Annotated in this window: 22 protein-coding genes; 6 read left to right on the plus strand and 16 right to left on the minus strand. The window is 65.6% G+C overall.

Features of this window, described 5'->3' with window-relative positions:
* Positions 1 to 4: 4 nt before the first annotated feature.
* From K2W61_RS27700 to metE, 8 genes are all read right to left on the minus strand, one after another.
* The gene (locus K2W61_RS27700) at positions 5 to 127 is read right to left on the minus strand and encodes a hypothetical protein (RefSeq protein WP_049072475.1); all 123 of its coding nucleotides are present in this window, start codon (positions 125 to 127) and stop codon (positions 5 to 7) included.
* On the minus strand, positions 114 to 833 hold the full coding sequence (locus tag K2W61_RS00340) for a TerC family protein (RefSeq protein ID WP_175132591.1): 720 nt from the start codon (positions 831 to 833) through the stop codon (positions 114 to 116). The genes K2W61_RS27700 and K2W61_RS00340 overlap by 14 nt, the downstream gene beginning before the upstream one ends.
* A gap of 116 nt (positions 834 to 949) precedes the next feature.
* A complete protein-coding gene (locus K2W61_RS00345) occupies positions 950 to 1,648 on the minus strand; it encodes a TerC family protein (RefSeq protein WP_175132528.1) in 699 nt (232 codons plus the stop codon).
* Between the two features lie 257 nt (positions 1,649 to 1,905).
* Positions 1,906 to 2,787 (minus strand): succinate--CoA ligase subunit alpha, encoded by an 882-nt coding sequence (gene sucD / locus K2W61_RS00350; protein WP_006388410.1) that lies wholly within the window; start codon positions 2,785 to 2,787, stop codon positions 1,906 to 1,908.
* Between the two features lie 105 nt (positions 2,788 to 2,892).
* Positions 2,893 to 4,053, minus strand: a complete 1,161-nt coding sequence (sucC, locus tag K2W61_RS00355) for an ADP-forming succinate--CoA ligase subunit beta (RefSeq protein ID WP_175132527.1) — start codon at positions 4,051 to 4,053, stop codon at positions 2,893 to 2,895.
* 10 nt (positions 4,054 to 4,063) lie between these two features.
* Positions 4,064 to 4,666: a DUF2889 domain-containing protein gene (locus K2W61_RS00360; RefSeq protein WP_175132526.1), complete on the minus strand. Its 603-nt coding sequence runs from the start codon at positions 4,664 to 4,666 to the stop codon at positions 4,064 to 4,066.
* Positions 4,667 to 4,799: 133 nt separating this feature from the next.
* Complete coding sequence (locus K2W61_RS00365) at positions 4,800 to 8,771, minus strand: Pls/PosA family non-ribosomal peptide synthetase (RefSeq protein ID WP_236754925.1); 3,972 nt, start codon at positions 8,769 to 8,771, stop codon at positions 4,800 to 4,802.
* A 190-nt stretch (positions 8,772 to 8,961) separates the two neighbouring features.
* Positions 8,962 to 11,259 (minus strand): 5-methyltetrahydropteroyltriglutamate--homocysteine S-methyltransferase, encoded by a 2,298-nt coding sequence (gene metE, locus K2W61_RS00370; RefSeq protein WP_236754926.1) that lies wholly within the window; start codon positions 11,257 to 11,259, stop codon positions 8,962 to 8,964.
* Between the two features lie 206 nt (positions 11,260 to 11,465).
* Here metE and K2W61_RS00375 point away from each other — a divergent pair, with 206 nt between their 5' ends.
* Positions 11,466 to 12,383, plus strand: a complete 918-nt coding sequence (locus K2W61_RS00375) for a LysR family transcriptional regulator (RefSeq protein ID WP_175132523.1) — start codon at positions 11,466 to 11,468, stop codon at positions 12,381 to 12,383.
* Between the two features lie 59 nt (positions 12,384 to 12,442).
* On the opposite strand, the gene recX is transcribed toward K2W61_RS00375, so the two are convergent.
* Both recX and recA read right to left on the minus strand, forming a co-directional pair.
* Positions 12,443 to 13,060 (minus strand): recombination regulator RecX, encoded by a 618-nt coding sequence (gene recX, locus K2W61_RS00380; RefSeq protein WP_175132522.1) that lies wholly within the window; start codon positions 13,058 to 13,060, stop codon positions 12,443 to 12,445.
* Positions 13,061 to 13,164: 104 nt separating this feature from the next.
* On the minus strand, positions 13,165 to 14,229 hold the full coding sequence (recA, locus tag K2W61_RS00385) for a recombinase RecA (protein WP_175132521.1): 1,065 nt from the start codon (positions 14,227 to 14,229) through the stop codon (positions 13,165 to 13,167).
* 359 nt (positions 14,230 to 14,588) lie between these two features.
* Between recA and K2W61_RS00390 the strand changes: the two genes are divergently transcribed.
* The 3 genes from K2W61_RS00390 to K2W61_RS00400 all read left to right on the plus strand — a co-directional run bounded on the left by K2W61_RS00390 (position 14,589) and on the right by K2W61_RS00400 (position 18,720).
* On the plus strand, positions 14,589 to 15,278 hold the full coding sequence (locus tag K2W61_RS00390) for a response regulator transcription factor (RefSeq protein ID WP_006393745.1): 690 nt from the start codon (positions 14,589 to 14,591) through the stop codon (positions 15,276 to 15,278).
* Positions 15,279 to 15,393: 115 nt separating this feature from the next.
* Positions 15,394 to 16,770, plus strand: a complete 1,377-nt coding sequence (locus K2W61_RS00395; protein WP_175132590.1) for a sensor histidine kinase N-terminal domain-containing protein — start codon at positions 15,394 to 15,396, stop codon at positions 16,768 to 16,770.
* Positions 16,771 to 17,058: 288 nt separating this feature from the next.
* Entirely contained in the window at positions 17,059 to 18,720 is a 1,662-nt protein-coding gene (locus K2W61_RS00400) for an MFS transporter (protein ID WP_419761624.1), read from the plus strand.
* Positions 18,721 to 19,094: 374 nt separating this feature from the next.
* Here K2W61_RS00400 and K2W61_RS00405 read toward each other — a convergent pair whose 3' ends face one another.
* The gene (locus K2W61_RS00405; RefSeq protein ID WP_175132519.1) at positions 19,095 to 19,304 is read right to left on the minus strand and encodes a hypothetical protein; all 210 of its coding nucleotides are present in this window, start codon (positions 19,302 to 19,304) and stop codon (positions 19,095 to 19,097) included.
* 151 nt (positions 19,305 to 19,455) lie between these two features.
* Between K2W61_RS00405 and K2W61_RS00410 the strand changes: the two genes are divergently transcribed.
* Positions 19,456 to 20,355: a recombination-associated protein RdgC gene (locus K2W61_RS00410; protein ID WP_175132518.1), complete on the plus strand. Its 900-nt coding sequence runs from the start codon at positions 19,456 to 19,458 to the stop codon at positions 20,353 to 20,355.
* A 67-nt stretch (positions 20,356 to 20,422) separates the two neighbouring features.
* On the opposite strand, the gene K2W61_RS00415 is transcribed toward K2W61_RS00410, so the two are convergent.
* The 5 genes from K2W61_RS00415 to K2W61_RS00435 form a co-directional block, all read right to left on the minus strand.
* Positions 20,423 to 21,835: a diguanylate cyclase gene (locus tag K2W61_RS00415; protein WP_175140837.1), complete on the minus strand. Its 1,413-nt coding sequence runs from the start codon at positions 21,833 to 21,835 to the stop codon at positions 20,423 to 20,425.
* Between the two features lie 131 nt (positions 21,836 to 21,966).
* Entirely contained in the window at positions 21,967 to 23,259 is a 1,293-nt protein-coding gene (locus K2W61_RS00420) for an aspartate carbamoyltransferase (RefSeq protein WP_175132516.1), read from the minus strand.
* Between the two features lie 100 nt (positions 23,260 to 23,359).
* The gene (locus tag K2W61_RS00425) at positions 23,360 to 23,773 is read right to left on the minus strand and encodes a hypothetical protein (RefSeq protein WP_175132515.1); all 414 of its coding nucleotides are present in this window, start codon (positions 23,771 to 23,773) and stop codon (positions 23,360 to 23,362) included.
* 2 nt (positions 23,774 to 23,775) lie between these two features.
* Positions 23,776 to 24,201, minus strand: a complete 426-nt coding sequence (locus tag K2W61_RS00430; protein ID WP_175132514.1) for a BPTD_2524 family lipoprotein — start codon at positions 24,199 to 24,201, stop codon at positions 23,776 to 23,778.
* Between the two features lie 128 nt (positions 24,202 to 24,329).
* Positions 24,330 to 24,461 (minus strand): entericidin A/B family lipoprotein, encoded by a 132-nt coding sequence (locus tag K2W61_RS00435; protein ID WP_006388387.1) that lies wholly within the window; start codon positions 24,459 to 24,461, stop codon positions 24,330 to 24,332.
* Positions 24,462 to 24,607: 146 nt separating this feature from the next.
* Between K2W61_RS00435 and K2W61_RS00440 the strand changes: the two genes are divergently transcribed.
* Complete coding sequence (locus K2W61_RS00440) at positions 24,608 to 24,967, plus strand: hypothetical protein (protein ID WP_175132513.1); 360 nt, start codon at positions 24,608 to 24,610, stop codon at positions 24,965 to 24,967.
* Positions 24,968 to 24,984: the final 17 nt, after the last annotated feature.

Consider the following 24,984-nt stretch of genomic DNA (forward strand, 5'->3'; position numbering starts at 1 on the left):
GCCATCAAACGAAGTTGGAGACGATGACCGTCGCCACGACCCCGAGGATGGCCAGCACGAACAGGCCCTGCAGAAGGCTCAGGCCTGATTCGGTTTGCTGGGGATCGGCGGATCTACGCAGACTCATGTACGGATTCCTTGGAGGCGGTTTTGCGGCTTGCCAGCCACCGTCCAAGGACAACAACGAGCAAGGCGCCGAAAATTTCTACGCCGATTTTAACCGCAGTGGGCTGAACGCCGAATTGACTTTCGACAAACACGTCCGTGATCAGCATGCCGCCCGCGATCCAGCCCAGCAGCGCCGCGCCAAAAGTCACCACCAGCGGATAGCGGTCGATCAGTTTCAGGACCAGCGTGCTGCCCCAGATGATGATGGGCACGCTCACGACCAGGCCGAAGATCACCAGACCGATCTGATGGTCGGCGTGGGCGTTCTGGGCCGCGCCGGCGATGGCGATGACGTTGTCCAGGCTCATCACGAAGTCGGCGATGATGATGGTCTTGATGGCGGCAATGATGGATGTGCCGCCCTTCACGTTGCCGTGGCCGTCATCCTCCGGAATCAGCAGCTTGACGCCGATCCACACCAGCAGCGCGCCGCCCACCACCTTCAGGAACGGGATCGACAACAGGGTCAGGGCGAAGGCGATCAGGACCACGCGCAACAGGATGGCGCCCGCCGTACCCCACAGAATGCCCTGCATGCGCTGCTTGGGCTCCAGGTTGCGACATGCGAGCGCAATCACCACCGCGTTGTCGCCGCCGAGCAGAATGTCGATGAGGATGATCTGGAATACCGCTGCCCAACTCAGCGTCTGGAAAAACTCAAGCAATTTGAACCCCCGAAGGCATTTATCAAAATAAAAGCCGGCCCCGTGCCGGCCAGCCCGCCGCGCGCCAGGCACGCGGCGGGCCTACTTCAAAACCACTTATTATTGTAGTTCAGCTTTCAGTCAGCTTTCTGGCGCATCAGCAAAACTTTACCTATCGCCAGCACCAACACCGCGCCCAGCACCCCAGTCATGAGGGCAAAGCTGTGCTGCGTCACGCCCAGCGCCGCGTCGATGCGCGCCACCGGTTCCTGCAAGGCCGGATCACCCACCAGCAATTCACCGGCGATGAAGCCCAGCAGCGCCGCGCCCACCCAGACGATGAGCGGGAAGCGCTCGATGACCTTGAGCAGCAGCGTGCTGCCGAAAATGACCAACGGAATGCTGATCGCCAGGCCCAGCACCAGCAGGGTCGTGTCGCCCATCGCCGCGGCGGCCACGGCCACCACGTTGTCCAGGCTCATGACCAAGTCGGCAATCATGATAGTGCGGATCGCGGTCAGCAAGTTGCCATGATTCTTGCCGCCGCCCTCTTCCTCGCCTTCCGGCAACAGCAGCGTCACGCCGATGTACACCAGCAGCAGCGCGCCAATGAGCTTGAGCCACGGCAACATCAGCAGCTTGGCGGCGACCAGCGTCAGCACGATACGCATGATGATCGCGGCGGCCGAGCCGATCACGATCGCTTTCTTTTGCTGCGCCGGCGGCAGCGAGCGCGCCGCCAGCGCAATGACCACGGCGTTGTCGCCCGACAGCAGAATGTTGACCCAAATGATCTGGAGCAACGCTAACCAGAATGCCGCTGAACTGAGTTCCATACCTCTCTTTCCTAGGACGTGATCCCCCTAGGACAAACCAAATGAATGGGTGGAAAAGACAAAAAGACGTACTGACCGTCTTGGTGCGAGCCCGACGGCATTCTTGCAGGGTACGTGCTGAATTTCTTTCATTATAGTTTCGTTCAGCTTTCCGTATGTTTTATCGGCCGCATCATGGACACGGGATTTCCCTAGGAGCCGCAGGAAACGGGCAAAAAAAAGGCCCGCCAAGGCGGGCCTTCTTCAAGCAGACAACCTTACAGCACCGACTTGAGCAGCTTGCCCATTTCGGACGGGTTGCGCGTGGTGCGGATGCCGCAGGCTTCCATCACTTCCAGCTTGGCGTCGGCGGTGTCGGCGCCGCCGGAGATCAGCGCGCCGGCGTGGCCCATGCGCTTTCCGGGAGGGGCGGTGACACCGGCGATGAAGCCGACGACCGGCTTCTTCATGTTGTCCTTGGCCCACTGGGCAGCGTTGACTTCGTCCGGACCGCCGATTTCGCCGATCATGATGACGGCGTCGGTGTCGGGATCGTCATTGAACATCTTCAGGACGTCGACGTGCTTGAGGCCGTTGATGGGGTCGCCACCGATACCGACGGCGCTGGATTGACCCAGGCCCAGCTCGGTGACTTGCGCCACGGCTTCGTACGTCAGGGTGCCCGAGCGGCTGACGATGCCGATGCGGCCCTTGCGGTGGATGTGACCGGGCATGATGCCGATCTTGATTTCGTCCGGGGTGATCAGGCCGGGGCAGTTCGGGCCCAGCAGCAGCGTCTTGCTGCCCTTGGCCTTCATGCGGTTCTTGACTTCCAGCATGTCGCGGACGGGAATGCCTTCGGTGATGCAGATCACCAGATCCAGTTCGGCCTCGACGGCTTCCCAGATGGCGGCGGCGGCGCCGGCGGGCGGCACGTAGATGACCGACACGGTGGCGCCGGTGTCGGCCTTGGCATCCTTGACCGACGCGAAGATCGGCACGCCTTCGAAGTCCTCACCGGCCTTCTTGGGGTTCACGCCGGCCACGAAGGCGGCTTTGCCATTGGCGTACTCGCGGCACATGCGAGTGTGGAACTGGCCGGTCTTACCCGTGATGCCCTGGGTGATGACCTTGGTGTCCTTGTTGATCAGAATCGACATTTGTGAATCCTTGGATTTTCTTTGTACCGCCGGGCCGCCCCAAGGTGCAAAGCGCCCCCTCGGGGGGCAGCAAGCCACGAAGGGGCGCGGCGTGGGGGCATATATTTACTTGACGGCGGCTACAACGCGGGTGGCGGCTTCGGCCATCGTGTCGGCACTGATGATCGGCAGGCCCGAATCGGCCAGCATCTTCTTGCCGAGTTCTTCGTTGGTGCCCTTCATGCGGACGACCAGCGGCACGTTCAGGTTGACGGCCTTGCACGCGGCGATCACGCCTTCGGCGATGACGTCGCAGCGCATGATGCCGCCGAAGATGTTGACCAGGATGGCCTTCACGCTCTTGTTCTTGAGCATGATCTTGAAGGCTTCCGTGACCTTCTCGGCCGTGGCGCCGCCGCCGACGTCCAGGAAGTTGGCCGGCTCGCCGCCGAACAACTTGATGGTGTCCATGGTGGCCATGGCCAGGCCGGCGCCGTTCACCAGGCAGCCGATGTTGCCGTCGAGCTGGATGTAGGCCAGGTCGAACTTCGAGGCTTCGATTTCAGCCGGATCTTCTTCGTCCAGGTCGCGGTAGGCGACGATTTCCGGGTGACGGAACAGGGCGTTGGAGTCGAAGTTGAACTTGGCGTCCAGGGCGATGATGTTGCCCTTGCTGTCGCGGTTCAGGGGGTTGATTTCGACCAGCGAGGCATCGGTGTCCATGTAGCACTTGTAGAGCTTCTGGAACACGTCAACGGCCTGGGCGGTCGAGTCGGCGGGCAGGCCGATCGCGTTGGCGATCTTGGTGGCCTGTTCGGCCGACAGGCCGGTCAGCGGGTCGATGTATTCGGTGACGATCTTCTCGGGCGTGGCGTGGGCCACTTCCTCGATGTCCATGCCGCCTTCGCTGGAGGCGATGAAGGCGACCTTCTGGGTGGCGCGGTCGGTGACCAGCGACACGTAGTATTCCTTCTGGATGTCGGCGCCGTCTTCGATGTACAGGCGGCGGACCTTCTGGCCTTCCGGGCCGGTCTGGTGCGTGACCAGTTGCATGCCCAGGATTTCCGAGGCGAGCTTGCGCACGTCGTCCAGCGAGCGCGCCAGCTTCACGCCGCCGCCCTTGCCGCGGCCGCCCGCGTGAATTTGTGCCTTGACGACCCAAACCGGTCCACCCAGCTTTTCAGCGGCAGCCACGGCCTCGTCGACGGAAAGAGCGGGGATCCCGCGCGGCACCGGGATGCCAAATTGCTTCAGCAGTTCCTTGCCTTGATACTCGTGGATTTTCATGTGTTACCTGTCAGGACGTATGAGAAAGAGAAGGTGAATCGGAGGTCGAATCGGCCGATGCCTCAGCGCTGCCCCCGGTGTACCACTTGGGGTAGTGCTCAGCCACCACCGGGCCGTCGGTGCTCAGCGCATGACAGCCGTCCAGTTGGAATGGACGCCGGTTCGGGTTGCTTTCCTGCCGCCGGCGGTTGGCCATGGTCTGCACCGCCGCGGTGGGAAGCACCTGCGACAGTTCGGTCATGTGCGTACAGCCCTCGACATGGCCGAAGCGCTCCTTGACCTGGCGGCGGAACCCCTTGAGCAGGTTCATGCCGATCAGGCCAGCGTAGGCGGATTCGATGGCCATGCAATGCTCGCCATAGGGAGCGGCATCATAGACGGCCTGCGCCGCCACGATGGTGAAATCGCCATCGATGGTGATGCGCAGGTGCATATGGTGGATGGGTTGCCCCGCCTTGAACATCTCGCCGTCGCGCTTGGGAAAATCGTACGCCTTGACGTCGATGAGTTCGGCTTCCAGATCCCAGTTGCCGTCATCGCGCGCATACGACTGCACGCGTATGGAACGCGTGTGCAGCGGCTGGCGAGGACAATCCGGCGGTGGCAAGGGCATGCTTGGGGCCTGCGGGGCAGAGACGGCCGGCGTATGGTGCGCGGCAACAAAACCTTCAAAGTATAGCGCAGCCCGCCCTGCCCCGACCGTCAACGTGCGCGCCACGGGCGCTCCCGCGGCGGCATCGGCCAGCTCACTGCTGCGTCCACGGGGTGGCCGGACTGCCCATCCAGGCCTGCCCGGCCGGAATGCTCTCGCCCTTGAGCACCAGGGTCAGCGGCCCCAGCCGCGCGCCGTCCTCGACCCGGGTGTCGTACAGGATGGTGCTGCGCGGACCGACGTTGACTCCGTTGCCGATCCGGACCTGCCCGATTTTCATGACGCGGTCCTCGAACAGATGGGTCTGCGGCCCCGACCAGGCATGCAGGACAGTATCGTCCCCAATTGATACGCAGTCGTACTCGGTGACATCGGTGGTATCCATGAACACGCGCTTGCCAATGCGCGCGCCCATGCAGCGCAGCGCCAGCGGCAGCCAGGGTGTGGCGCGCAGGAAATTGAAGAAGTTGGGCACGGCAATCGACTCGTACAGGCTGGTGACGGCTTCGCTCTTCCACACGAATGGCGTCCACATGGGCTCGGCGCGCGGCCGGTAGCGGCCGATCAGCAGCCACTTGAGCAACACCAGGAACAGGAAGGTGCCGACCCCGTACAGCACGCCGGCCAGCATCAACTCGTCGAACGCGGCCAAGAAACCCTCGCGCGCCGCGATCGGGATGACCTTCATGACCGTCAGGTACCCCACCGCGATGACCACCGCCAGCGGCAGGATCATGCGCATCAGCTCGACCGCGCCGCGCGCCACCTTGCGGCCCGGGCTGGGGCGGAAGGTCAGGTGCGGGGGAAAACCCGCCGCCTGCTCGCGCGCCGGCAGCGCCAGCGGCGGATTGCCCAGCCAGGTCTGGCCGCTGGCCATGCGGGCGTTGGCCGGCGCCCGGCTCTGCACCCCGATCAATACGTCGTCGGGCAACACCGAGCCATCCGGCACATAGGCGCCGTTGCCGACAAAGCTGCGGTTGCCGATCACGGTGGGCCGCATGGTCATCCAGCCGCGGTCGATCTCCTCGTCGCCCAGCATCACGCCGTCGGCGATGAAGCTATCGCGGCCCAGCGTCAGCATGTCGGGCACGATGCCCATGGCGGTAGAGATTTCAGTACCCCGCCCGACCTTGGCGCCCAGCAGCCGGTACCAGGTACCGGCATAAAGGGAAGCATACAGGCCGTGCAGCACGCTCAGGCTAGACTCCTGGATCTGGTTGGTCAGCCAGCGTCGCAGGTAGATCTGGCCATAGACCGGCCAGCGGCCGCTTGCCAGGCGCGGCAACAGTGCCCAGCGCAGCATCGCGGACACCAGCACCGTCAGCAACAACAGCAGAGCACTGGCCGGCAGCGCCAGCAGCAGATAGGCCAGGAATGCGTTGGGCCACCAGACCCGTGAGCCCATCAGGTCGAGCCAGCGCGCGTCGATCCAGTCGATCAGCACGAAACTCGGGAACACCGGCATGAAGAACAGTGCCGCGATCAGCGTGCCGCCGGCCGCGTAGGCCAACACGTCCAGGCGCGCCCAACGGTCTTCGCGCGCCGGACGCGGCGGCAGTTCCGGGGCGCGCGCCTGCGGATCCTGCCGCGCCGGCGCCCCGGTCCAGATCTGGCCCGCCGGGATGCGGGAGCCGGCGGGCAGCGATGACAGGCCCTCGAGCCGGCCGTCGGCCTCGATCACGACGTCGCCCTGCAGCACCGCGTAGGAGCCGACGTAGGCATTCTCACCCAGCGTGATGGGCCCGACTTCCCAGTGCGCGCCGCGCACCTCGAAGTTCTCCAGGTTCACGGCGGCGCCGATGCTGGCCCCGTCACCCACCATCAGCAGGTCCGGGGCGCGCACCGAAATGCGGCTGATGGCGGTATCGCGGCCGATGCGCGCGCCCAGCGCCCGCAGATACCAGGCCTGCAACGGCGACCCCGCCAGCAGGTGCGCCGGCGGAATGTCGAAGATGCGGTCGACCAGCCACCAGCGGTAGAAAGTCCAGCCGTAGAGCGGATAGCGGCCCGCCTTGAGCCGGCCCAGAATGCCCCATTTGCAGACCACCGCCACGCCGAAACTGAGCAGATTGCAGGCCAGGTAGCTGGCGATCGACAGCGCCACCGCGCGCCACACCGAATCGCCCTCGTCGCCGGTGAAATAGTGATAGGTGAAGAATGGCGTCAGCCAGATCAGCATGCGCACGCCGATCAGCAGCGGCAACGCCGCCAACTGCGCCAGGCCACAGGCCCAGCGGCGCCATTGCGGCACGCGCTCGATCGGCGCCTGCTGGACGGGCGCCGCCGCGACCGCCGATTCGGCCGCCAGCGCGTCCAGCCGGGCCGCCAGCGCCCCCAGCACCGAATGCTGGTAGAGCTCGTGCATGGTCAGCGCCGAGAACTGTGGATGTTTGCGCAGCGAGGACACCAGCCGCGCCGCCAGCAGCGAATGGCCGCCCAGGTCGCGGAAGAAATCGCTCGCCAGCCGCAGCGGCTGGCCCGGGAACAAGGGCCGCAAGGCCTCGAACAAGGCGTGTTCGGCGGGCGAAACCGGGGTGTCGTCCTCGCCGCTGGGCTCGGACGCGGTAGCCAGCTCGCGCGCCTTCAGGGCCTTGCGGTCGATCTTGCCCGAGGTCAGGCGCGGCACGTCGGCCACCAGCTCGAAGCGGGCCGGGATCATGTAGGCGGGCAGTTCGGCCGCCAGCGCCGCGCGCAGCGCGTGCGGATCGAGCCGCGCATCGCCCTCCGGCGTCAGGAACGCCACCAATTGCTCGATGCCGGCCAGATCCCGCAACACCACGGCGGCCGCGCCGACGCCAGCCTGCCGGTACAGCGCGGCCTCGATCTCGCCCAGCTCGACACGAAAGCCGCGCACCTTGACCTGATCATCGCTGCGGCCCAGGCATTGGATCTGGCCGTTCTCGTCGATGCGCGCCAGGTCGCCGCTGCGATACATGCGGGTGTCGTGCTCGCCCGTGGGACGGGGATTGGCCAGGAACTTCTCGGCCGTCAGTTCCGGCCGCCCCAGGTAGCCGCCGGCCACGCCCGGGCCGGTGATACAGAGCTCACCGGTCTGGCCTTGCGGCAGCACCGCGCCGTCCTCGCCGCGGATCAGCATGCCGTAGTTGGGCAGCGGCGTGCCGATGGTCACGGGTTGGCCAGGCAGCAGTTCGGCCAGACTGGCCGACACGGTCGTCTCGGTCGGGCCGTAGGTGTTGAACAGGCGCCGGCCGGGCGTGGCCCAGCGCTGCACCAGAAACTCCGGGCACATCTCGCCGCCCAGGTTGACGATGCGCAGGCCCGGCACGTCACGCGCGAACAGCGCCAGCAGCGTCGGCACCGCGTGCAACACCGTCACGCCCTCGCGCGCCAGGGCATCGGGCAAGGCCTCGGGGTCGGTGGTCAGCATCTTGGGCGCCACCCACAAGGTGGCGCCCACCAGGTAGCTGATCCAGATTTCCTCGAACGACATGTCGAAAGCGACCGAAAACCCCTGGTAGACCTTGTCGCCGTGGCGCACGCCCAGCACTTCGTTTTCGCTGCGCAGGAAATGGCAAATGCTGGCCTGGCTGATCGGCACGCCCTTGGGCTTGCCGGTGGAGCCCGAGGTATAGATCACATAGGCGGGATGGTCGGGCGACAGCCCCGCCCGGCGGCACAGGGCGCCCTCGACCGGCGCCGACAGTTCCCAGGGTGTCCAGGTGGCCAAGCCGTCCAGGCGCACCTCTCCCCCGGCCACCAGGCCGCGCGAACCGGCGTCCTGCAGGCAGACCAGCATGCGCTCGGGCGGGGTGTCGGACTCGAACGGCAGCCAGGCGGCGCCGGCCTTGGCGATGGCGGCCTGCATCACCAGCAGTTCGTCGCCGCGCGGCAGGCACAGGCCAACGATATCGCCGGGCCGCACGCCCGCTTCGATCAGGTGGTGCGCGGCCAGGTCGGCGCGGCGTCCGAGGTCTTCATAGGTCAGGGATTGATCCAGCCAATGGATGGCGATGGCGGCGGGACACCGCAGGATCGTGGCTTCCAGAATATCGGGCAACGTTTCCGCTTGCAGCAGATCCGGCCGATAGGGGCCTTGGAGAATCATAGGTACGGCGCAGCGCCGGGAAATGGGATGTTCGCCTATTGACCCGTGCCGCATGATTTCGTTCCGGCGCGGACGAAAAAAACCCCCGTGCCGCGCATGGCGCGCGACACAGAGGGAGATGGGCTGGTCCGGCCACGGCGGCGCGACCGCCGGGCGGCATCCGTGCGGCGGCCCGGCCGGCCGCCGCGTTTCAGACGGCTTCGCGCAGCGCGCGAGCGGCTTGCACCATGCCGATCAGCGCCGCTTCGGTTTCGGGCCAGGCACGGGTCTTCAAGCCGCAATCCGGGTTCACCCAGAGGCGCTCTCTGGGCAGGCGGGCGGCCGCCTTCTGCATCAGGCCGACCATCCAGTCCACTTCCGGCACGTTGGGCGAGTGGATGTCGTACACGCCCGGGCCGATGTCGTTGGGGTAGCGGAAGTCCTCGAACGCCTTGAGCAGTTCCATGTTGGAGCGCGACGTCTCGATGGTGATCACGTCCGCATCCATGGCGGCGATCGACTCGATGATGTCGTTGAACTCCGAATAGCACATGTGGGTATGGATCTGCGTCTCGTCGCGCACGCCGGCGGTGGCCAGGCGGAAGCAGTCCACCGCCCAGTCCAGATAGGCCTGCCAATCGGCGCGGCGCAGCGGCAGGCCTTCGCGGATGGCCGGTTCGTCGATCTGGATGACGTTGATGCCGGCGGCTTCCAGGTCCACCACTTCGTCGCGCAGGGCCAGCGCCAGCTGGCGGCAGGTCTGTTCGCGCGGCTGGTCATCGCGCACGAACGACCACTGCAGGATGGTGACCGGACCGGTCAACATGCCCTTGACCGGCTTGTCGGTCAGCGACTGGGCGTAGGAGGACCAGCCCACCGTCATCGGCGCGGGGCGGGCCACGTCACCGAAGATGATCGGCGGCTTGACGCAACGCGAGCCGTAGCTCTGCACCCAGCCGTTCCTGGTGAAGGCAAAGCCCGCCAGCAGCTCGCCAAAGTACTCCACCATGTCGTTGCGCTCGGGCTCGCCATGCACCAGCACGTCCAGGCCGACCTTCTCCTGGAAGCGGATCACCTCCTCGATTTCCTTGCGGATGGCGCTCTCGTAGGCCGAGTCCGTCAGCGCGCCCGACTTCCAGTCGCGGCGCAGCGCGCGGATCTCGGCGGTCTGCGGGAACGAGCCGATCGTGGTGGTGGGGAATGCCGGCAGGCCCAGTTCTTCCTGCTGGCGGGCGATGCGGCCGGCGAACGGCGCGCGGTCACGCGAAACGCCGGCCGACGCCGCCATGCGCTGCGCCACGGCCGGGTTGTGGATGCGGGTCGACGAGCGGCGCGCGGCCAGGGCGGCACGCTGCCTGGCCAGGCCGTCCTGCACGCCGGGCTCGGTGGCGCTGTCCAGGGCGCGGCCGAGCAGGCTCAATTCTTCCAGCTTCTGGGCGGCGAACGACAGCCAGCTCTTGAGCTCGGCGTCCAGCTCGGTTTCGTTGGCCAGGTCCACCGGCACATGCAGCAACGAGCACGACGGCGCCAGCCACAGGCGTTCGCCCAACTGCTGCTTGACCGGAGCCAGCGTGGCAAGGGCGGCGTCCAGGTCGGTGCGCCAGATGTTGCGGCCATTGATGACGCCGGCGGACAGCACCTTGTCCGCGCCCAGGCCGGCCAGCACCCCGGCCAACTGTTCGGGGGCGCGCACCAGATCCACGTGCAGGCCGGCCACCGGCAGGTCCAGGGCGGTGCCGAGATTGTCCTTCAGCCCATCGAAATAGGTGGCCGCCAGCAGTTTGACCGGGCTCGCCGACAGCGAGGCATATACCTGCTTGAAGGCATCGCGCCAGGCCTGCGGCAGGTCCAGTACCAGGATGGGCTCGTCGATCTGCACCCACTCAACGCCGAGCTTGGCAAAGCGCGCCAGCACTTCCTGGTACACCGGCACCAGGTTGGCCAGCAGTTGCAGCTTGGCCGCGTCGGCGGCGCCGTCGGCGAAAGCATCGCCCTTGCCCAGGAACAGCCAGGTCAGCGGGCCCGGGATCACCGGTTTGACGGCGTGGCCCAGCGCCTGGGCTTCCTGGATCTGCTCGAACAGCGATTCACGGGCGATGCGGAAGGTCTGGCCCGGCACCAGTTCCGGCACGATGTAGTGGTAGTTGGTGTCGAACCACTTGGTCATTTCGCAGGCCGCGGCGGGCTTGCCCGACGGGGCGCGGCCGCGGCCCATGCGGAACAGCGTATCCAGCGAGACCGGCTCGCTGTCCTTCTGGCCAAAGCGCGCGGGCACGGCGCCCAGCAGCGTGGTCCATTCCAGGATCTGGTCGTACCAGGCGAAATCACCCACGGGGACGAACCTGACGCCGGCGGCGGCCTGCACCTGCCAGTGCCGGGCGCGCAATTCGCGGCCGGTCTGCTCCAGCGCATCGCCGCCCTGCTTGCCGGCCCAATAGGCTTCGACCGCGCGCTTCAATTCGCGCTGGGCACCGATGCGGGGGAACCCCAAATTATGAATCGTAGTCATGGCAACACCGTTGTTGTACAAAATTTGTTCATGTGAAGGCTATTCTGCCGCCAAATCAAAATGAATCAAAATCAATGTCTACATCCATAAGATGAGCAAATCTCATACAATAAAGCTCCACGCCCGCCCCCAGGGACGGGACAGCCCCGGCGCCCGCGCACGCCGTCTTGCCCGGCCTGCCGCGCCACCTTCACAGCCGTCGCCCCATGCTGGAAATCCGCCACCTTGAAACGCTCACCGCCATCCGAGAAGGGGGCAGCCTGCAAGAGGCCGCCGAACGCCTGCACCTGACCCAGTCGGCCCTGTCGCATCAATTGCGCGACCTGGAGACCCGGCTCGGCACGCCGCTGCTGAACCGCCGCACCCGGCCGGCCCGCCTGACCACCGCGGGGCTGCGCGTGCTGGCGCTGGCCGATGAGGTCCTGCCACGCATCCGCGCCACCGAACGCGAACTGCAGCGGCTGGCCGCCGGCCGCACCGGTCGCCTGCACCTGGCCATCGATTGCCATTCCTGCTTCCAGTGGCTGATGCCGGCGCTCGACGCCTTCCGCGCGCAATGGCCGGACGTGGCGCTGGATCTGTCGGCCGCGTTTTCGTTCGCCCCACTGCCGGCGCTGGTGCGCGGCGACCTGGACCTGGTCATTACGTCCGATCCCCAACCGCTCGATGCCGTCGAGTACCTGCCGCTGTTCAAATACGAACTGGTGCTGGCCGTGTCCGAATCCAATCCGCTGGCCGGCAACAAGTTCATCATGCCGGACCAATTGGCGGACCAGACGCTCATCACCTATCCGGTCGACAAGCAGCGCCTGGATGTCTTCACCGCATTCCTGGACCCCGCCGACGTCGAGCCGGCAGCCATCCGCAAGGCGGAATTGACGCCGATCATCGCGCAATTGGTGGCGAGCAACCGCGGCGTAGCGGCCCTGCCCAACTGGGCCCTGACCGAATACATGAACCAGGGTTGGCTGCGGCTGTGCCGCCTGGGGCCGCAGGGGGTGTGGCGTACCCTGTACGCCACCGTGCGCAGCGAGGACACCGATGCCTCGTATATCGGCGAGTTCCTGACGCTGACGCGTGACGTCTGCTTCAAGACGCTGAACGGCATCAAGTCGGCGAAATAGGCGAAAAGCCGAAGCGACCGGCGCCTGAACCCTGGCGCCGCGCCGGGCGCGCGGGCGGCTCAATCGTCGTCGCCCGCCCCCACGATGCGGCGGATGACGTCGTGCGCGAACCCCCGGCTGGCCAGGAAACGGGCCTGCTTGGCATACGCGGCGCGATCCTCGGGCTTGGCCCCGAAGCGCTTCTGCCAGACCTCGAGCGCGCGCTCGTATTCCGTGGCACGCAATTGTTCGCGCAATTCGGACACCTGGGCGTCATCCACGCCGTGCTGGCGCAGTTCCCGCACGATGCGCGCCGCGCCCTGGCGCGAAGCGCGCCGATGCACCAGGCTTTGTGCAAAGCGCTCGGTCGACAGCCATCCCTCTTTTTCCAGCGCATCCAGCACGCGCCCGACCTCGTCGGGATCTTCGGCGTGGGGCGCGAGTTTGCGCGCCAGTTCGTCGCGGGCATGCTCGCGCCGCGACAGATAGCCGACCGCGCGCATCTTGAGCGACGGCCCCTTGCGGGGCGTGCGTGACTGGCCTGCGGCCGGCTCCTGGTCGGCGGCCGCGGTGGAGTCGGCAGCCCGCCGCAGGTCCGACGTGCGGCGCAGGCCCTCTGGCTTGGCCACGGTCTCGAACTCATCGTCCAGGCGGGCGCGCAAGCGGTCGGCGGACGTGACGGGCGGTTTCCAGCTCATGCACTTACTCCATGTGCCAGCGGCAGGTCTCCCGGAACGGGAGCCTGCCGCTGGCGGCCGCCGGGCTGACGGGCCCGGTGCAATCCGGTGATGCCGTGGCGGGATTACTCGCCGCTATCGTCTTCGGCGGTGGGCACGAATTCCGCGGCGCGGCTGACGATGCCCTGGTTCTCGCGCACCCGGTTCTCGATTTCGATGGCCAGTGCCTTGTGCTCTTTCAGGTATTCACGGACGTTGTCCTTGCCCTGGCCGATGCGATTGCCGTTGTAGCTGTACCAGGCGCCAGACTTGTCCACCACATTGGCGGCCACGCCCAGGTCGATGATTTCGCCTTCGCGCGAGATGCCGGCGCCATACATGATGTCGAACTCGGCCTGCTTGAACGGCGGCGCGACCTTGTTCTTGACCACCTTGACGCGGGTTTCGTTGCCGACGACCTCGTCGCCCTTCTTGATCGAGCCGATGCGGCGGATGTCCAGGCGCACGGACGAGTAGAACTTGAGCGCGTTGCCGCCGGTGGTGGTTTCGGGGTTGCCGAACATCACGCCGATCTTCATGCGGATCTGGTTGATGAAGATGACCATGCAGTTGGTCTTCTTGATGGTGGCGGTCAGCTTGCGCAGCGCCTGGCTCATCAGGCGGGCCTGCAGGCCAGGCAGCGAATCGCCCATTTCGCCTTCGATTTCGGCCTTGGGCACCAGGGCCGCGACCGAGTCGACCACGATCAGGTCGACCGACCCCGAGCGCACCAGCGCGTCGGTGATTTCCAGCGCCTGCTCGCCCGTATCAGGCTGCGAGATCAGCAGGTCGGCCAGGTTGACGCCAAGCTTCGAGGCATATTGCACGTCGAGGGCGTGTTCGGCGTCGACGAAGGCGCAGGTGCCGCCCAGCTTCTGCATTTCAGCCACGACCTGCAGGGTCAGCGTGGTCTTGCCCGAGGATTCGGGACCGTAGATCTCCACCACGCGGCCACGCGGCAGGCCGCCGACGCCCAGCGCGATGTCCAGGCCCAGCGAGCCCGTGGACACCACCTGGATGTCGTGCGAGACCTCGTTGTCGCCATAGCGCATGATCGAGCCCTTGCCGAACTGCTTTTCGATCTGCGAGAGCGCGGCGGCCAGCGCCTTGGCTTTTTCCGAAGCGGCGGCCTTGGTGGTTTTGTCGTCCATGTAGTGTCCTGTCGGGTCTGAGTCTGTAACGTATCGGATGTCGGGGCGCGGCACGGGTACCGGTCAGCGCGGGTTGTCGCAAGGGGTTGATCGAAACGGTGTCGAAGCGGTGGATCCAGGCTGCGATCAGAAAGCGATAGCGCAGATTATGGCATCGGATTGTACTGTACAAAAAAACAGTGTGCCAGGGTTTTCCACGTATTCCCTGAGTGGGCAAGCCCGGCCCCGTGTGACAGAATCGGGAAAAAAACAGGCGCTGTGTCCCCATTGCGCCCCCCCGGCCCGCCGCCCCGGCTATCCATCCCAGGGCGGCGTACGCGCGCCGCTGGCGCGGCGAGCTCTCCTTCTTTCGATAGCCCATGCGCATCCTGATCGCGGAAGACGACAGTATCCTGGCCGACGGCCTGTCACGCTCGTTGCGCCACAACGGCTATGCGGTCGATGCCGTGCGCGACGGCCTGGCCGCCGACTCGGCGCTGGCGGCCCAGGCCTTCGACCTGCTCATCCTGGACCTCGGCCTGCCGCAACTGGCTGGCCTGGAGGTCCTGCGCCGGTTGCGGGCCCGCAATTCGGCCCTGCCCGTCCTGATCCTGACCGCCGCCGACAGCATCGAGCAGCGCGTCAAGGGGCTGGACCTGGGCGCCGACGACTACATGGCCAAGCCGTTCGCCCTGTCCGAACTGGAGGCGCGGGTGCGCGCTCTGACCCGGCGCGGCGCCGGCGGCGGCGCCACGCTGCTCAAGCATGGCCGCCTGGTGTTCGACCAGACCGGGCGCGTAGCCATGGTCGATGACCAGACGCTCGACTTGTCCGCGCGAGAGGTCAGCCTGCTCGAAATCCTGTTGACGCGCAGCGGCCGCATGGTCAGCAAGACCCAATTGGTCGACCACCTGTGCGAATGGGGCGAGGAAGTCAGCACCAACGCCATCGAAGTCTACGTGCACCGCCTGCGCAAGAAACTCGAACCCAGCGGCGTGAAGATCGTGACGGTGCGCGGCCTGGGTTATTGCCTCGAACGGGACCAGGGTGCGGCCTACCTCGCAAGCTGAACCGCCACAGCCGGAGGCGCTCAACCAGGAAGCGCTGGATGTGATGCGGGCCGGGGCCCGCGGCCCCAGCTTTGCGCCGCCGCAGCGTTCGCTGCTGGGCGAGATCCTCGACTGGATGCTGGCGCCGCTGTTCCTGCTGTGGCCCATGAGCGTCGCCATCACCTACGTGGTGGCGCAGAACATCGCCAACGTGCCGTACGACCGCGCGCTGGCCAACAATCTGCATGTACTGACGCGCCAGGTCCATGCGCAGGACGGCCGCGCGGTGCTGCGCATGACCGATGCGGCGCGCGACGTGCTGCGCGCCGATGAGACCGACAGCGTGTTCTGGCTGGCGCTGGGCAGCCGCGGCGAGTACCTGGGCGGCGACCGCGCCCTGCCTCTGCCGGCCTCGGTCGGCCAGCCGCGCCCCGGCGAAGTGCAGTACCAGGACGACACCCTGCGTGGTTTCGGCGTCCGGCTCGCGTTCACCTGGGTCGATCTGAACCTGCCCAATACGCAGCCGGCGCTGCTGATCGTGGCCGAGACGGTCGAAAAGCGCACACAACTGGCCAACGACATCATCAAGGGCGTGATCATCCCGCAGTTCGTGGTCCTGCCGATCGCCGTGCTGCTGGTGTGGTTCGGCCTGTCGCGTGGCGTGGCGCCGCTGAACGCGCTGCAACAGCGCTTGCGGGCGCGCCGGCCCGACGACCTCTCGCCCATCGATGAACGCGCCGCGCCGTCCGAGATTGCGCCGCTGGTGGCGGCCATGAATGACCTGCTCGACCGCCTCTCGGCCAACGTCCAGGCGCAACGCCGCTTCGTCGCCGACGCCGCGCATCAGCTGAAGACGCCCCTGGCCGGGCTGCGCACCCAGGCCGAGCTGGCGCTGCGCGATGCCAGCCCAGAAGAGATGCAGGCCAGCCTGCGCCAGTTGGTGACCGGCTCCGAACGCGCCACCCGGCTGGTGAATCAACTGCTGCTGCTGGCGCGGGCGGAAAACCCCAGCGCCATCGGCCTGGCCGCGACCGACCTCAATGCCATCGCCTACGAGCAGGCGATGCAGTGGGTGCCGCTGGCGCTGTCGCTCGGCACCGACCTGGGCTTCGAGGGCTCTGAAACGCCGGTGCAGATCAACGGCAACCCGCTGTTGCTGGCCGAGCTGCTCAACAACCTGATCGACAACGCCTTGCGCTATACGCCGCGGGGCGGGCACATCACGGTGCGCGTGCAGCGTCAGGGCGAACAGGGCATTCTGGAAGTGGAAGACTCCGGCCCTGGCATCGCCCCGGAAGAACGCGAGCGCGTCTTCGACCGTTTTTACCGGGTGCTGGGCACCCTGTCGGACGGCAGCGGGCTGGGCCTGGCGATCGTCCGGGAGATCGCGCAGAAACACCAGGCGACCGTGCTCATCAGCGATCATCCGACGCCCCACTCCGACCTGCCGGGCACCCGCATCCGCCTGGTGTTCCCACTCTATGCCGAGCCCGCCGGCGCCGCCGGCGACTAAGGCCGGTTCCTATCGACAAGGCGCCCCGCACAGGCCACACGCCGCCGGAGGAACGCGCCACCATCCGCCATGAGTTCCCCACTCCGTCCCTAGGACTATCCCTAACTCTCCCTAATGAAGTTTCTTTTTGTTGCAATTTTAAGATTCAGGTAAGGATCGCGTCAGAACCTAGTCAGCCTCACGTTTCAACCTTGTCATAGCTCGATGTCGGTGCTGCCGGCGGAGGGTCAAGCACGGCGGAAAACCGCCGGCCAGAAAAATCGAGGAGACATCATGAGCACAACTACCATGGCAGGCCGCGGTCCATCCGCGGATCCGCGCCCGATGACCAAGGATGAACGCCGCGTCATCTTTGCCTCGTCGCTGGGCACGGTGTTTGAGTGGTACGACTTCTACCTTTACGGTTCGCTGGCCGCGATCATTGCCCAGCACTTCTTTTCCGGCGTGAACCCGACCGCGGGCTTCATCTTCGCGCTGCTGGCGTTTGCCGCCGGCTTTGCGGTGCGCCCCTTCGGCGCGCTGGTGTTCGGCCGCCTGGGCGATCTGGTCGGACGCAAGTACACCTTCTTGGTCACCATCGTGATCATGGGCCTGTCCACCTTCCTGGTGGGCGTGCTGCCCAGCTACGCCAGCATCGGCCTGGCCGCCCCCGCCATCCTGATCCTCCTGCGCCTGCTGCAAGGCCTGGCGCTGGGCGGCGAATACGGTGGCGCCGCCACCTACGTCGCCGAGCACGCGCCCCACGGCCGCCGTGGCTTCTATACGTCCTGGATTCAGACCACCGCCACGCTCGGCCTGTTCCTGTCACTGCTGGTGATCCTGGGCATCCGCACGGTCATGGGTGAAGACGATTTCAAGGCTTGGGGCTGGCGCATCCCGTTCCTGATCTCGGTCGTGCTGCTGGGCATCTCGGTGTGGATCCGCCTGCAACTGAACGAGTCGCCGACCTTCAAGCGCATGAAGGAAGAAGGCAAGGGCTCGAAGGCCCCGATCGCCGAATCATTCGGCCAATGGAAGAACCTGAAGGTCGTGCTGCTGGCGCTGCTGGGCCTGACCGCCGGCCAGGCCGTGGTCTGGTACACGGGCCAGTTCTATGCCCTGTTCTTCCTGACGCAGACCCTGAAGGTCGATGCCAATACCGCCAACATCATGATCGCGGTCGCGCTGCTGATCGGCACCCCGTTCTTCGTGATATTCGGCGCACTGTCGGACAAGATCGGTCGCAAACCCATCATCATGGCGGGCTGCCTCATCGCCGCCGCGACCTACTTCCCGATCTTCCAGGGACTGACGCACTTCGCCAACCCCGCGCTCGAAAAAGCGCAGGCGAGCGCCCCGGTCACGGTCATCGCCGACCCGGCCACCTGCTCGTTCCAGTTCAACCCGGTAGGCACGGCTTCATTCACCAGCTCCTGCGACGTGGTCAAGTCGTTCATGGCCCGTAACTCGGTGAACTACAAGAACGAAGCGGCCCCGGCCGGTTCGGTCGCCAAGGTCAAGATCGGCAATGACGAGTTCCCCTCGTTCGAGGGCAAGGGCATGGCGCCGGCCGACTTCAAGGCCAAGACCGCCGAACTGAACACCGCCCTGACCAGCGCGATCCGCAGCCACGGTTATCCGGCCAAGGCCGACCCGGCGCAGACCAACAACGTCATGGTCGTGGTCCTGCTGACCATTCTGGTGATCTACGTGACCATGGTGTACGGCCCGATCGCCGCGATGCTGGTCGAAATGTTCCCGACCCGCATCCGCTACACCTCGATGAGCCTGCCCTATCACATCGGCAATGGCTGGTTCGGCGGCTTCCTGCCCCCGGTGGCCTTCGCCGTGGTCGCTGCCACTGGCAACATCTACGATGGCCTGTGGTATCCGATCATCATCGCGGTCATGACCCTGGTTGTCGGCACGCTGTTCGTGCGCGAATCCAAGGACAACGACATCAACACCTAACGACCATCCCCCGCCGGGCGGGACTGCTGCGCCTGCCCGGCCTTTCAAAAGCTCCCTCGGGAGCTTTTTTTTTGCCCCCTGCGCGGGCCAGGCTGATTCAGGACGCTGTCAGACCCTCACCGTTAGACTGGCGCCTCAGATTACGGCCTTGCGCCTCATCGTCCGGCGATTGATCCCCCTGCCAGGCGATTGCAGGGCTAGTGTTCTGACACCGATACCGCGTTCCCCGCGAGCCTTTTATGACGCGGTATTGTGTGCTCCCGTACCGGCCCGGCCTCTATTGAGCCGGGCCGCTTTTTTTGCGCGGCCGGAAGTGCCGGCGAAAAAAAAAACGGCCGGAATCCGGCCGCCTCCCGATTTCCGGGCCAGACGCCTCAACGGCGCATGCCGACCCCGATGACCAGCACGCCCGCCACGATCGCGGCAATCCCGGCCCACATCGGAATCGGCACGGACTTCTCGGTCTCGGCCGTGGCCTTGACCGAGCCGACCTGCAACACGGTTTCCTCGGACTTGTAGCTAAAGCCCTTGTAGGCCAGGGCGGCAACGCCCAGCACGATCAGGATGGCGCCGACGATCTTCATGCTTCTTCTCCTATTGCACAGGGATGTCGCGGACGTTACCTCAAGGCCGATGCCCTGTCAGTGACAGAACGTGTCGCCTCGCCCCATCGTATTGCGCCGCGACGGCAAAGGGGCCCGCGTCGTATAGAATCAACCCTTTTGGCCGACGCTCATGTGGTTCAAGAATCTCAAGATTTACCGTCTTTCCTCGCCGTGGACGCTGACCGGCGAGCAGCTTGAAGAAACGCTCGCGCGGCATGCCTACCAAGCCGGCAACAACCTCGAAATGCAAAGCCTGGGCTGGGTGCCGCCGCGCGAAAACGGCGGGCTGGCCCACGTCGTGGGCGGGCAGATCCTGCTGAATCTGCGCGCCGAGAAAAAACTGCTGCCCAGCACCGTCATCAACCAGGTCGCCAAGGCGCGCGCCCAGGAAATCGAAGAGCAGCAGGGCTACAAGCCGGGCCGCAAACAGATGAAGGAAATCAAGGAGCGCGTCACCGACGAGCTGCTGCCACGCGCCTTCAGCGTGTACCGCGACACCCGCGTCTGGATCGACCCGCAGAACCACTGGCTGGTGATCGATGCCGCCGCTTCGGCCAAGGCCGACGAAGTCATCGGCCTGCTGGCCAAGTGCGTGGATCCGTTCCCGCTCGAGAACCTGTACGTCGCGCAGTCGCCGGCGTCGGCCATGACCGGCTGGCTGGCCGAGGACGAGGCGCCGTCCAACTTCAGCATCGACCAGGACACCGAATTGCGCTCCTCGGGCGAGAGCGGCGCGGCCATCCGCTACGTCAAGCACTCGATCGATGCCGACGACGTGCGCCGCCACATCCAGGCCGGCAAACAGTGCACCCGCCTGGCCATGACCTGGGCCGACCGTATCTCGTTCGTGCTGACCGAGGGCCTGGACGTCAAGCGCGTCGCGCCGCTGGACGTGCTCAAGGAAGGCAACGATACCGTCGCCGCCAATGACGACGAGAAGTTCGACTCCGACATGATGCTCATGACCGGCGAGCTGGCCAAGATGCTGGCCGAGCTGGTCGAGGCGCTGGGCGGCGAAAAGAAGATCTGATCGACGCGCGGGCTGACCGATGGGCCGCTCCCGAGGGGGCGGCCTTTTTCATGGCTGGGCGCCCGCCTCAGGCGGCCACGCTGCGGTCACGGCCTGACTGCTTGGCCTGGTACAGCGCCTTGTCGGCGCGTTCGATCAGGTAGGCATAATCCGGATGCCCATCGAAGGTCGCCACGCCAATACTGGCGGTGATGCGCAGGCTGCCCGCCTCGGGAATCACGAACGTGTGGCGGCGGATCTCCGCGCCCAGCTTTTCGGCCACCGCCAGCGCGGCCTCGCGCCCCGTGTCGACCAGCACCACCAGGAACTCCTCGCCTCCATAACGGAACACGAAATCGCTGGAGCGACAGGACTGGTGCACCACTTCGGCGAACTGGCGCAATACCTGGTCCCCGCCCGAATGGCCGTGCTGGTCGTTGATGGCCTTGAAGTGATCGATATCCAACAGCAACACCGAGAACGACGTGTGCTCGCGCGTGGCGATCAGGATTTCGCGCCCGACCACCGACGGCAGGAAGCGCCGGTTCAGCACATGGGTCAGCGGGTCGCTGCCGCTCTCGATCTCGGCCACCATGTCGAACAGGCCGTTGAGCAGGTGCTTGATGCGCGCCACCAGTTCCTGCAGTTCGCGCACCTGGTCCGGCAAGGCCTGCGGGCCGCCTTGCAGCAAGGCGGGTAGCACCACATCGTCGAGCCGCGCCACCGCGCCGGTGATCTGACGCAGCGCCGGGGCGCTCTCGAACAGCACCCCACCCTTGTGCTGCAGCCACAGGCCGAACTCGGAGGCCGCCAGCCGTGGCAACACTTGCTCGGGTGCGCGGTAGTGCAGGCCGATCAGTACCGCCTGGCTCCATTCGAGCAACGCGGCGCGCTGGCGCTCGCGCTCGGTCGCGATATTCTGACCCAACGCGAACAGGCGGTAGGCCTCGTCGTTGCGGGCGCCGCGGTTGATATCGCGCATGAAGGCGCGGCTCATCTGCTCGATCGCCAGATCGAACAGATTACAGACGTATTGGGTCGCGATCGACGCCGCCACGCCATCCAGGTCACTGGCGCGCAGGCGCTGGGCGATCTCGTTCTTCAGGACCCGGGCGCCGGCCATCACCAGATGGATCGGGATGTGCACGCGCGCATGCACCTCGCCCACCTTCTTCTGCGTTGCCATCAGCGCCGCGATGTCGCCCTGGTCGCGCACGCATAGCAGGCCCCTGAGCCAGCCTTTCATGCCTTGATGCAGGCGGGAGGAGACAATCTCGTGTGACAGGCGCGGGCCAGCCTCGGCATCGGCCAGCAGGGTGGAATAGAAAGCGGCGACCAATTCGTCGGCGCTGTCGGACACCACCGCCGCCACCTGGCCTCGGGTATACGCATCGACCGAGGAATAGACCGCCTGCCAGGCATGGGTGTTTGACGCGCTCAGGTAGCACGCCTGCCCGGCGGGCTCAGGAGACGACGGAACTGCGCGACTGCTCGAAGACATAAGACCATCCGACCGAAGATTCCACGGCGTGTCTCGGAACGACACGCGACAGGAAAAACCAGCGCGGATTATGCTTGAAATCGCTGGCGACGGCCCTCGCGGCGGCCGTGCCGCGCTGTCCCGCGGACGTCTTATTCCAGACCGTGGAACACCGAATCATCGGGACCGATATGCGACGGATGCTGCCACGTCACGTCACGCAGCGAATGCTGCACCAGCCCTTCCACGCCCAGCAGCACGGCGAAGATGGCCATGCGGATGGGAATGCCGTTGTCGGTCTGGCGGAAGATCGCCAGGCGCGGATCATGGTTCAGGTCCACGCTCAAGTCGTTGGCGCCCGGCCGGCTGTCGCGCGGCAGCGGATGCATGACGATGGTGTCCGGGCCGCAGTAGGCGTCGATGATGGCGCGGTTGATCTGGAAGTCGGGCGTGTAGCCTTCGTTCTCTTCGTTGGCGAAGCGCTCTTTCTGCACGCGCGTGGCGTAGATCACGTCGGCGCCCGCCAGTCCCTCTGCCAGCGAGGTCTTCTGCTCGATGACATTGCCGTTGCGGCTGGCCTGCTCGATGATATAGGACGGCATTTCCAGGCCCTTGGGCGACACCAGCGAGAACTTGACGTTCTTGTACAGCGCCATCAGCTTGATCAGCGAATGCACGGTACGGCCGTATTTCAGGTCGCCGACCATGGCGATGTGGGCGCCGTCCAGCAGCTTGCCCAGGCGCGAGAACTCGGTCAGGATCGTGTACAGGTCCAGCAGGGCCTGGCTGGGGTGCTCGCCGGGGCCATCGCCGCCGTTGACCACCGGGATATTGGTGGCCCGCGCGAATTCAGCGACCGAACCCTGGTCCGGATGGCGGATCACCATGGCGTCGACATAGCCGCTCATGACGCGGCTGGTGTCATAGATGGATTCACCCTTGGCCATCGACGAGAACGTGAAGCCGGTAGTGTCGCAGACCGAGCCGCCCAGGCGGCAGAAAGCCGAGCCGAAACTGACACGGGTACGCGTGCTGGCCTCGAAAAACAGGTTGCCGAGCACTGCGCCTTCGAGCACGCGCGAGACCTTCTGGCGCCGCGCGATGGGCTGCATCATGTCGGCAACGCGGAACAGATCCTCGACCGAATCGCGGGTGAACTGGTCGACCGACAGCAACTGATGCTTGCCCTCCACGGCGATGCGATCACGCAGCGGGCCCTCTTGTACGCTTTGCGTATATTTTTCGAGCAAGACGCCGTTCTGCACGATTTCGCTGACAAAACGCTGCACCACTTCCGGCATCGCGCGGAATTCCTGCGACCCCTCCGGCAGCAGCCAGGTATCCAGGGCGCGGCGCTTCACGCCGATCCGGGTCGCGAAGACATCGCGCGTGAGATTCAGGCGGCGCATGGCGTCGCGCAGGAAGGCTTGCTGGGAAATGGTCATGACAGGTCCCGGATAGAGGGTTTATATACGCACTGCGCATATTATTCTCAACGCAAGTGCGTGTCCAACACTTTTGCGCACACGGGTTTTCCCTGGAAAATCAGGTCCGGGCGTAGGTCGTCAACTGTTGCGCGGGATCCGTCGCGGCCTGGCCGGCCGCCAGCCAGCAACCGGCGCAGAACGCCAGCGCACTGGCCAGATAGCAAAGCAGGGCCAGCCATTGCGCCGGCAAGTGGCCACGCGTCGACCGACCGGTGTAGCCCTGGCGCAACAGGCTGATCTGCGCCACGTAGGCGAACCCGACACCCAGGCAGGCCGCCAGCAGGCCAGCCAGCAATAACAACAAAGGCAATTGCAGGTCGGGGGCGGCGATATCGCCGCCCACCATGCCCAGCGCAAACGCCGCCAGGCCCAGCGCCGCGATGCCGTTGAGCCAGCCCAGAAAGCGAAAGGCGCCCGCCAGCAACGCAAACGGCAGGCCGGCGGCGCGCATCTGCGGGGCGCGCGGATCCATGCCTAGCCGTCCTTGCGGCAGACCGGCGTGGCACTCTGGATCGAGGCGCGCGCGGCGGCGATCTCGGCCGCGTCCCAACGCCCTTCGCCGAGCACCGTGACCGTCACTTTGGCCTTGGCCGGGCCATCGGCTTCAGCCGAGATCAATTCGAGGATCTTGGCGGTTTCACCCACCTTGTAGACCTGCACTTCGTCGGGGGCGCCCTTCTCGCCCAGGACGTGTTTCCAGGCATAGGTCACGTGGTACGGGTGCTGCACGTTGACGTGGCAGGTGCGCACATATTCGCCGGCGCGGCGGAACGCCGCCTGGTAATTGGTATCCACGATGAAGGTGTCTTTCACCACGGTGTCCGACTCATAGACACCGGTGCTGGCGCAGCCGCCCAGCACCGCCATCAACGTGACACCCACCCATACAGACTTGCGCATGATTCTTCCTGCCTTCGGATTCGGACTCCCGCGATTATGCCAGCGGCCACAAAAAGGCCACGCCCGAAATGCCGCAACATTTCCGCGTGGCCCTGGTCGCGCCCTTGGCGCGTGGGACGTCAAGCCCCTTATTTGGTCGCGGCGCCCTCAATCTTTTCACCGCCGCGCTGGATGTCCTTGCCGGCCCCTGCAACGGTATTGCACCCCGCCGACATGGCAGCGATCGAAAGCAGCATGACGAGAATCACTTTGTTCTTCATTGGACATCTCCTATCGAGGCGTGGAAACCGAAGCCAGCATACCGCAAAGGCCGCGATTTGCGCAGCCGCGCGCACAGCGGCCACGCGATCGCCCACCCCAGTGCGCGCCTGTCGCGTATTTGGCGGCAATGGATTAGGATGCGGAAATGACCAAGAAACACGTATCGGAAAACAACGGCGGCTCCCCCCAGCCCTGGGGCTGGGAACAGCCGCAATGCCGGGGGCAGGCGGCATTGGCCCTCTTCATCGACGATCTGCACCGCATCCTCCAGGCACACACGGCCGGCCAACTTGCCGCCAGCAGCACGCTGGCCGATGCCCAGCAGCAGGTCGACGACCTGCTGGCCCGATACAACGGCATTGCCGCCGCGCCCGATATCTTCCTTGGCCAATCGGTGCAGCTCAAGGAAGGCGTCGATCGTGACGGCGTCTCGCATACGGTACCCATTTTTTCGGCGCGGCTGAAGCAATCGCTGGTTGCGATGCTGGGACAAGGCCCCGGCTGACCCGGCATCGGACGTAC

The sequence above is a fragment of the Achromobacter pulmonis genome, from assembly GCF_021733725.1.
GTDB lineage: Bacteria > Pseudomonadota > Gammaproteobacteria > Burkholderiales > Burkholderiaceae_B > Achromobacter > Achromobacter pulmonis.

Coding starts and splice junctions, on each gene's coding strand:
- K2W61_RS00365 (WP_236754925.1), bottom strand. CDS start 8,771: ATGATTCTCCAAGGCCCCTATCGGCCGGATCTGCTGCAAGCGGAAACG.
- sucD (WP_006388410.1), bottom strand. CDS start 2,787: ATGTCGATTCTGATCAACAAGGACACCAAGGTCATCACCCAGGGCATC.
- metE (WP_236754926.1), bottom strand. CDS start 11,259: ATGACTACGATTCATAATTTGGGGTTCCCCCGCATCGGTGCCCAGCGC.
- K2W61_RS00395 (WP_175132590.1), top strand. CDS start 15,394: ATGCTGGCGCCGCTGTTCCTGCTGTGGCCCATGAGCGTCGCCATCACC.
- K2W61_RS00345 (WP_175132528.1), bottom strand. CDS start 1,648: ATGGAACTCAGTTCAGCGGCATTCTGGTTAGCGTTGCTCCAGATCATT.
- K2W61_RS00440 (WP_175132513.1), top strand. CDS start 24,608: ATGACCAAGAAACACGTATCGGAAAACAACGGCGGCTCCCCCCAGCCC.
- K2W61_RS00410 (WP_175132518.1), top strand. CDS start 19,456: ATGTGGTTCAAGAATCTCAAGATTTACCGTCTTTCCTCGCCGTGGACG.
- K2W61_RS00420 (WP_175132516.1), bottom strand. CDS start 23,259: ATGACCATTTCCCAGCAAGCCTTCCTGCGCGACGCCATGCGCCGCCTG.
- recA (WP_175132521.1), bottom strand. CDS start 14,229: ATGGACGACAAAACCACCAAGGCCGCCGCTTCGGAAAAAGCCAAGGCG.
- K2W61_RS00360 (WP_175132526.1), bottom strand. CDS start 4,666: ATGCCCTTGCCACCGCCGGATTGTCCTCGCCAGCCGCTGCACACGCGT.
- K2W61_RS00405 (WP_175132519.1), bottom strand. CDS start 19,304: ATGAAGATCGTCGGCGCCATCCTGATCGTGCTGGGCGTTGCCGCCCTG.
- K2W61_RS00390 (WP_006393745.1), top strand. CDS start 14,589: ATGCGCATCCTGATCGCGGAAGACGACAGTATCCTGGCCGACGGCCTG.
- recX (WP_175132522.1), bottom strand. CDS start 13,060: ATGAGCTGGAAACCGCCCGTCACGTCCGCCGACCGCTTGCGCGCCCGC.
- K2W61_RS00435 (WP_006388387.1), bottom strand. CDS start 24,461: ATGAAGAACAAAGTGATTCTCGTCATGCTGCTTTCGATCGCTGCCATG.
- sucC (WP_175132527.1), bottom strand. CDS start 4,053: ATGAAAATCCACGAGTATCAAGGCAAGGAACTGCTGAAGCAATTTGGC.
- K2W61_RS00425 (WP_175132515.1), bottom strand. CDS start 23,773: ATGGATCCGCGCGCCCCGCAGATGCGCGCCGCCGGCCTGCCGTTTGCG.
- K2W61_RS00375 (WP_175132523.1), top strand. CDS start 11,466: ATGCTGGAAATCCGCCACCTTGAAACGCTCACCGCCATCCGAGAAGGG.
- K2W61_RS00430 (WP_175132514.1), bottom strand. CDS start 24,201: ATGCGCAAGTCTGTATGGGTGGGTGTCACGTTGATGGCGGTGCTGGGC.
- K2W61_RS00400 (WP_419761624.1), top strand. CDS start 17,059: ATGGCAGGCCGCGGTCCATCCGCGGATCCGCGCCCGATGACCAAGGAT.
- K2W61_RS00415 (WP_175140837.1), bottom strand. CDS start 21,835: ATGTCTTCGAGCAGTCGCGCAGTTCCGTCGTCTCCTGAGCCCGCCGGG.
- K2W61_RS27700 (WP_049072475.1), bottom strand. CDS start 127: ATGAGTCTGCGTAGATCCGCCGATCCCCAGCAAACCGAATCAGGCCTG.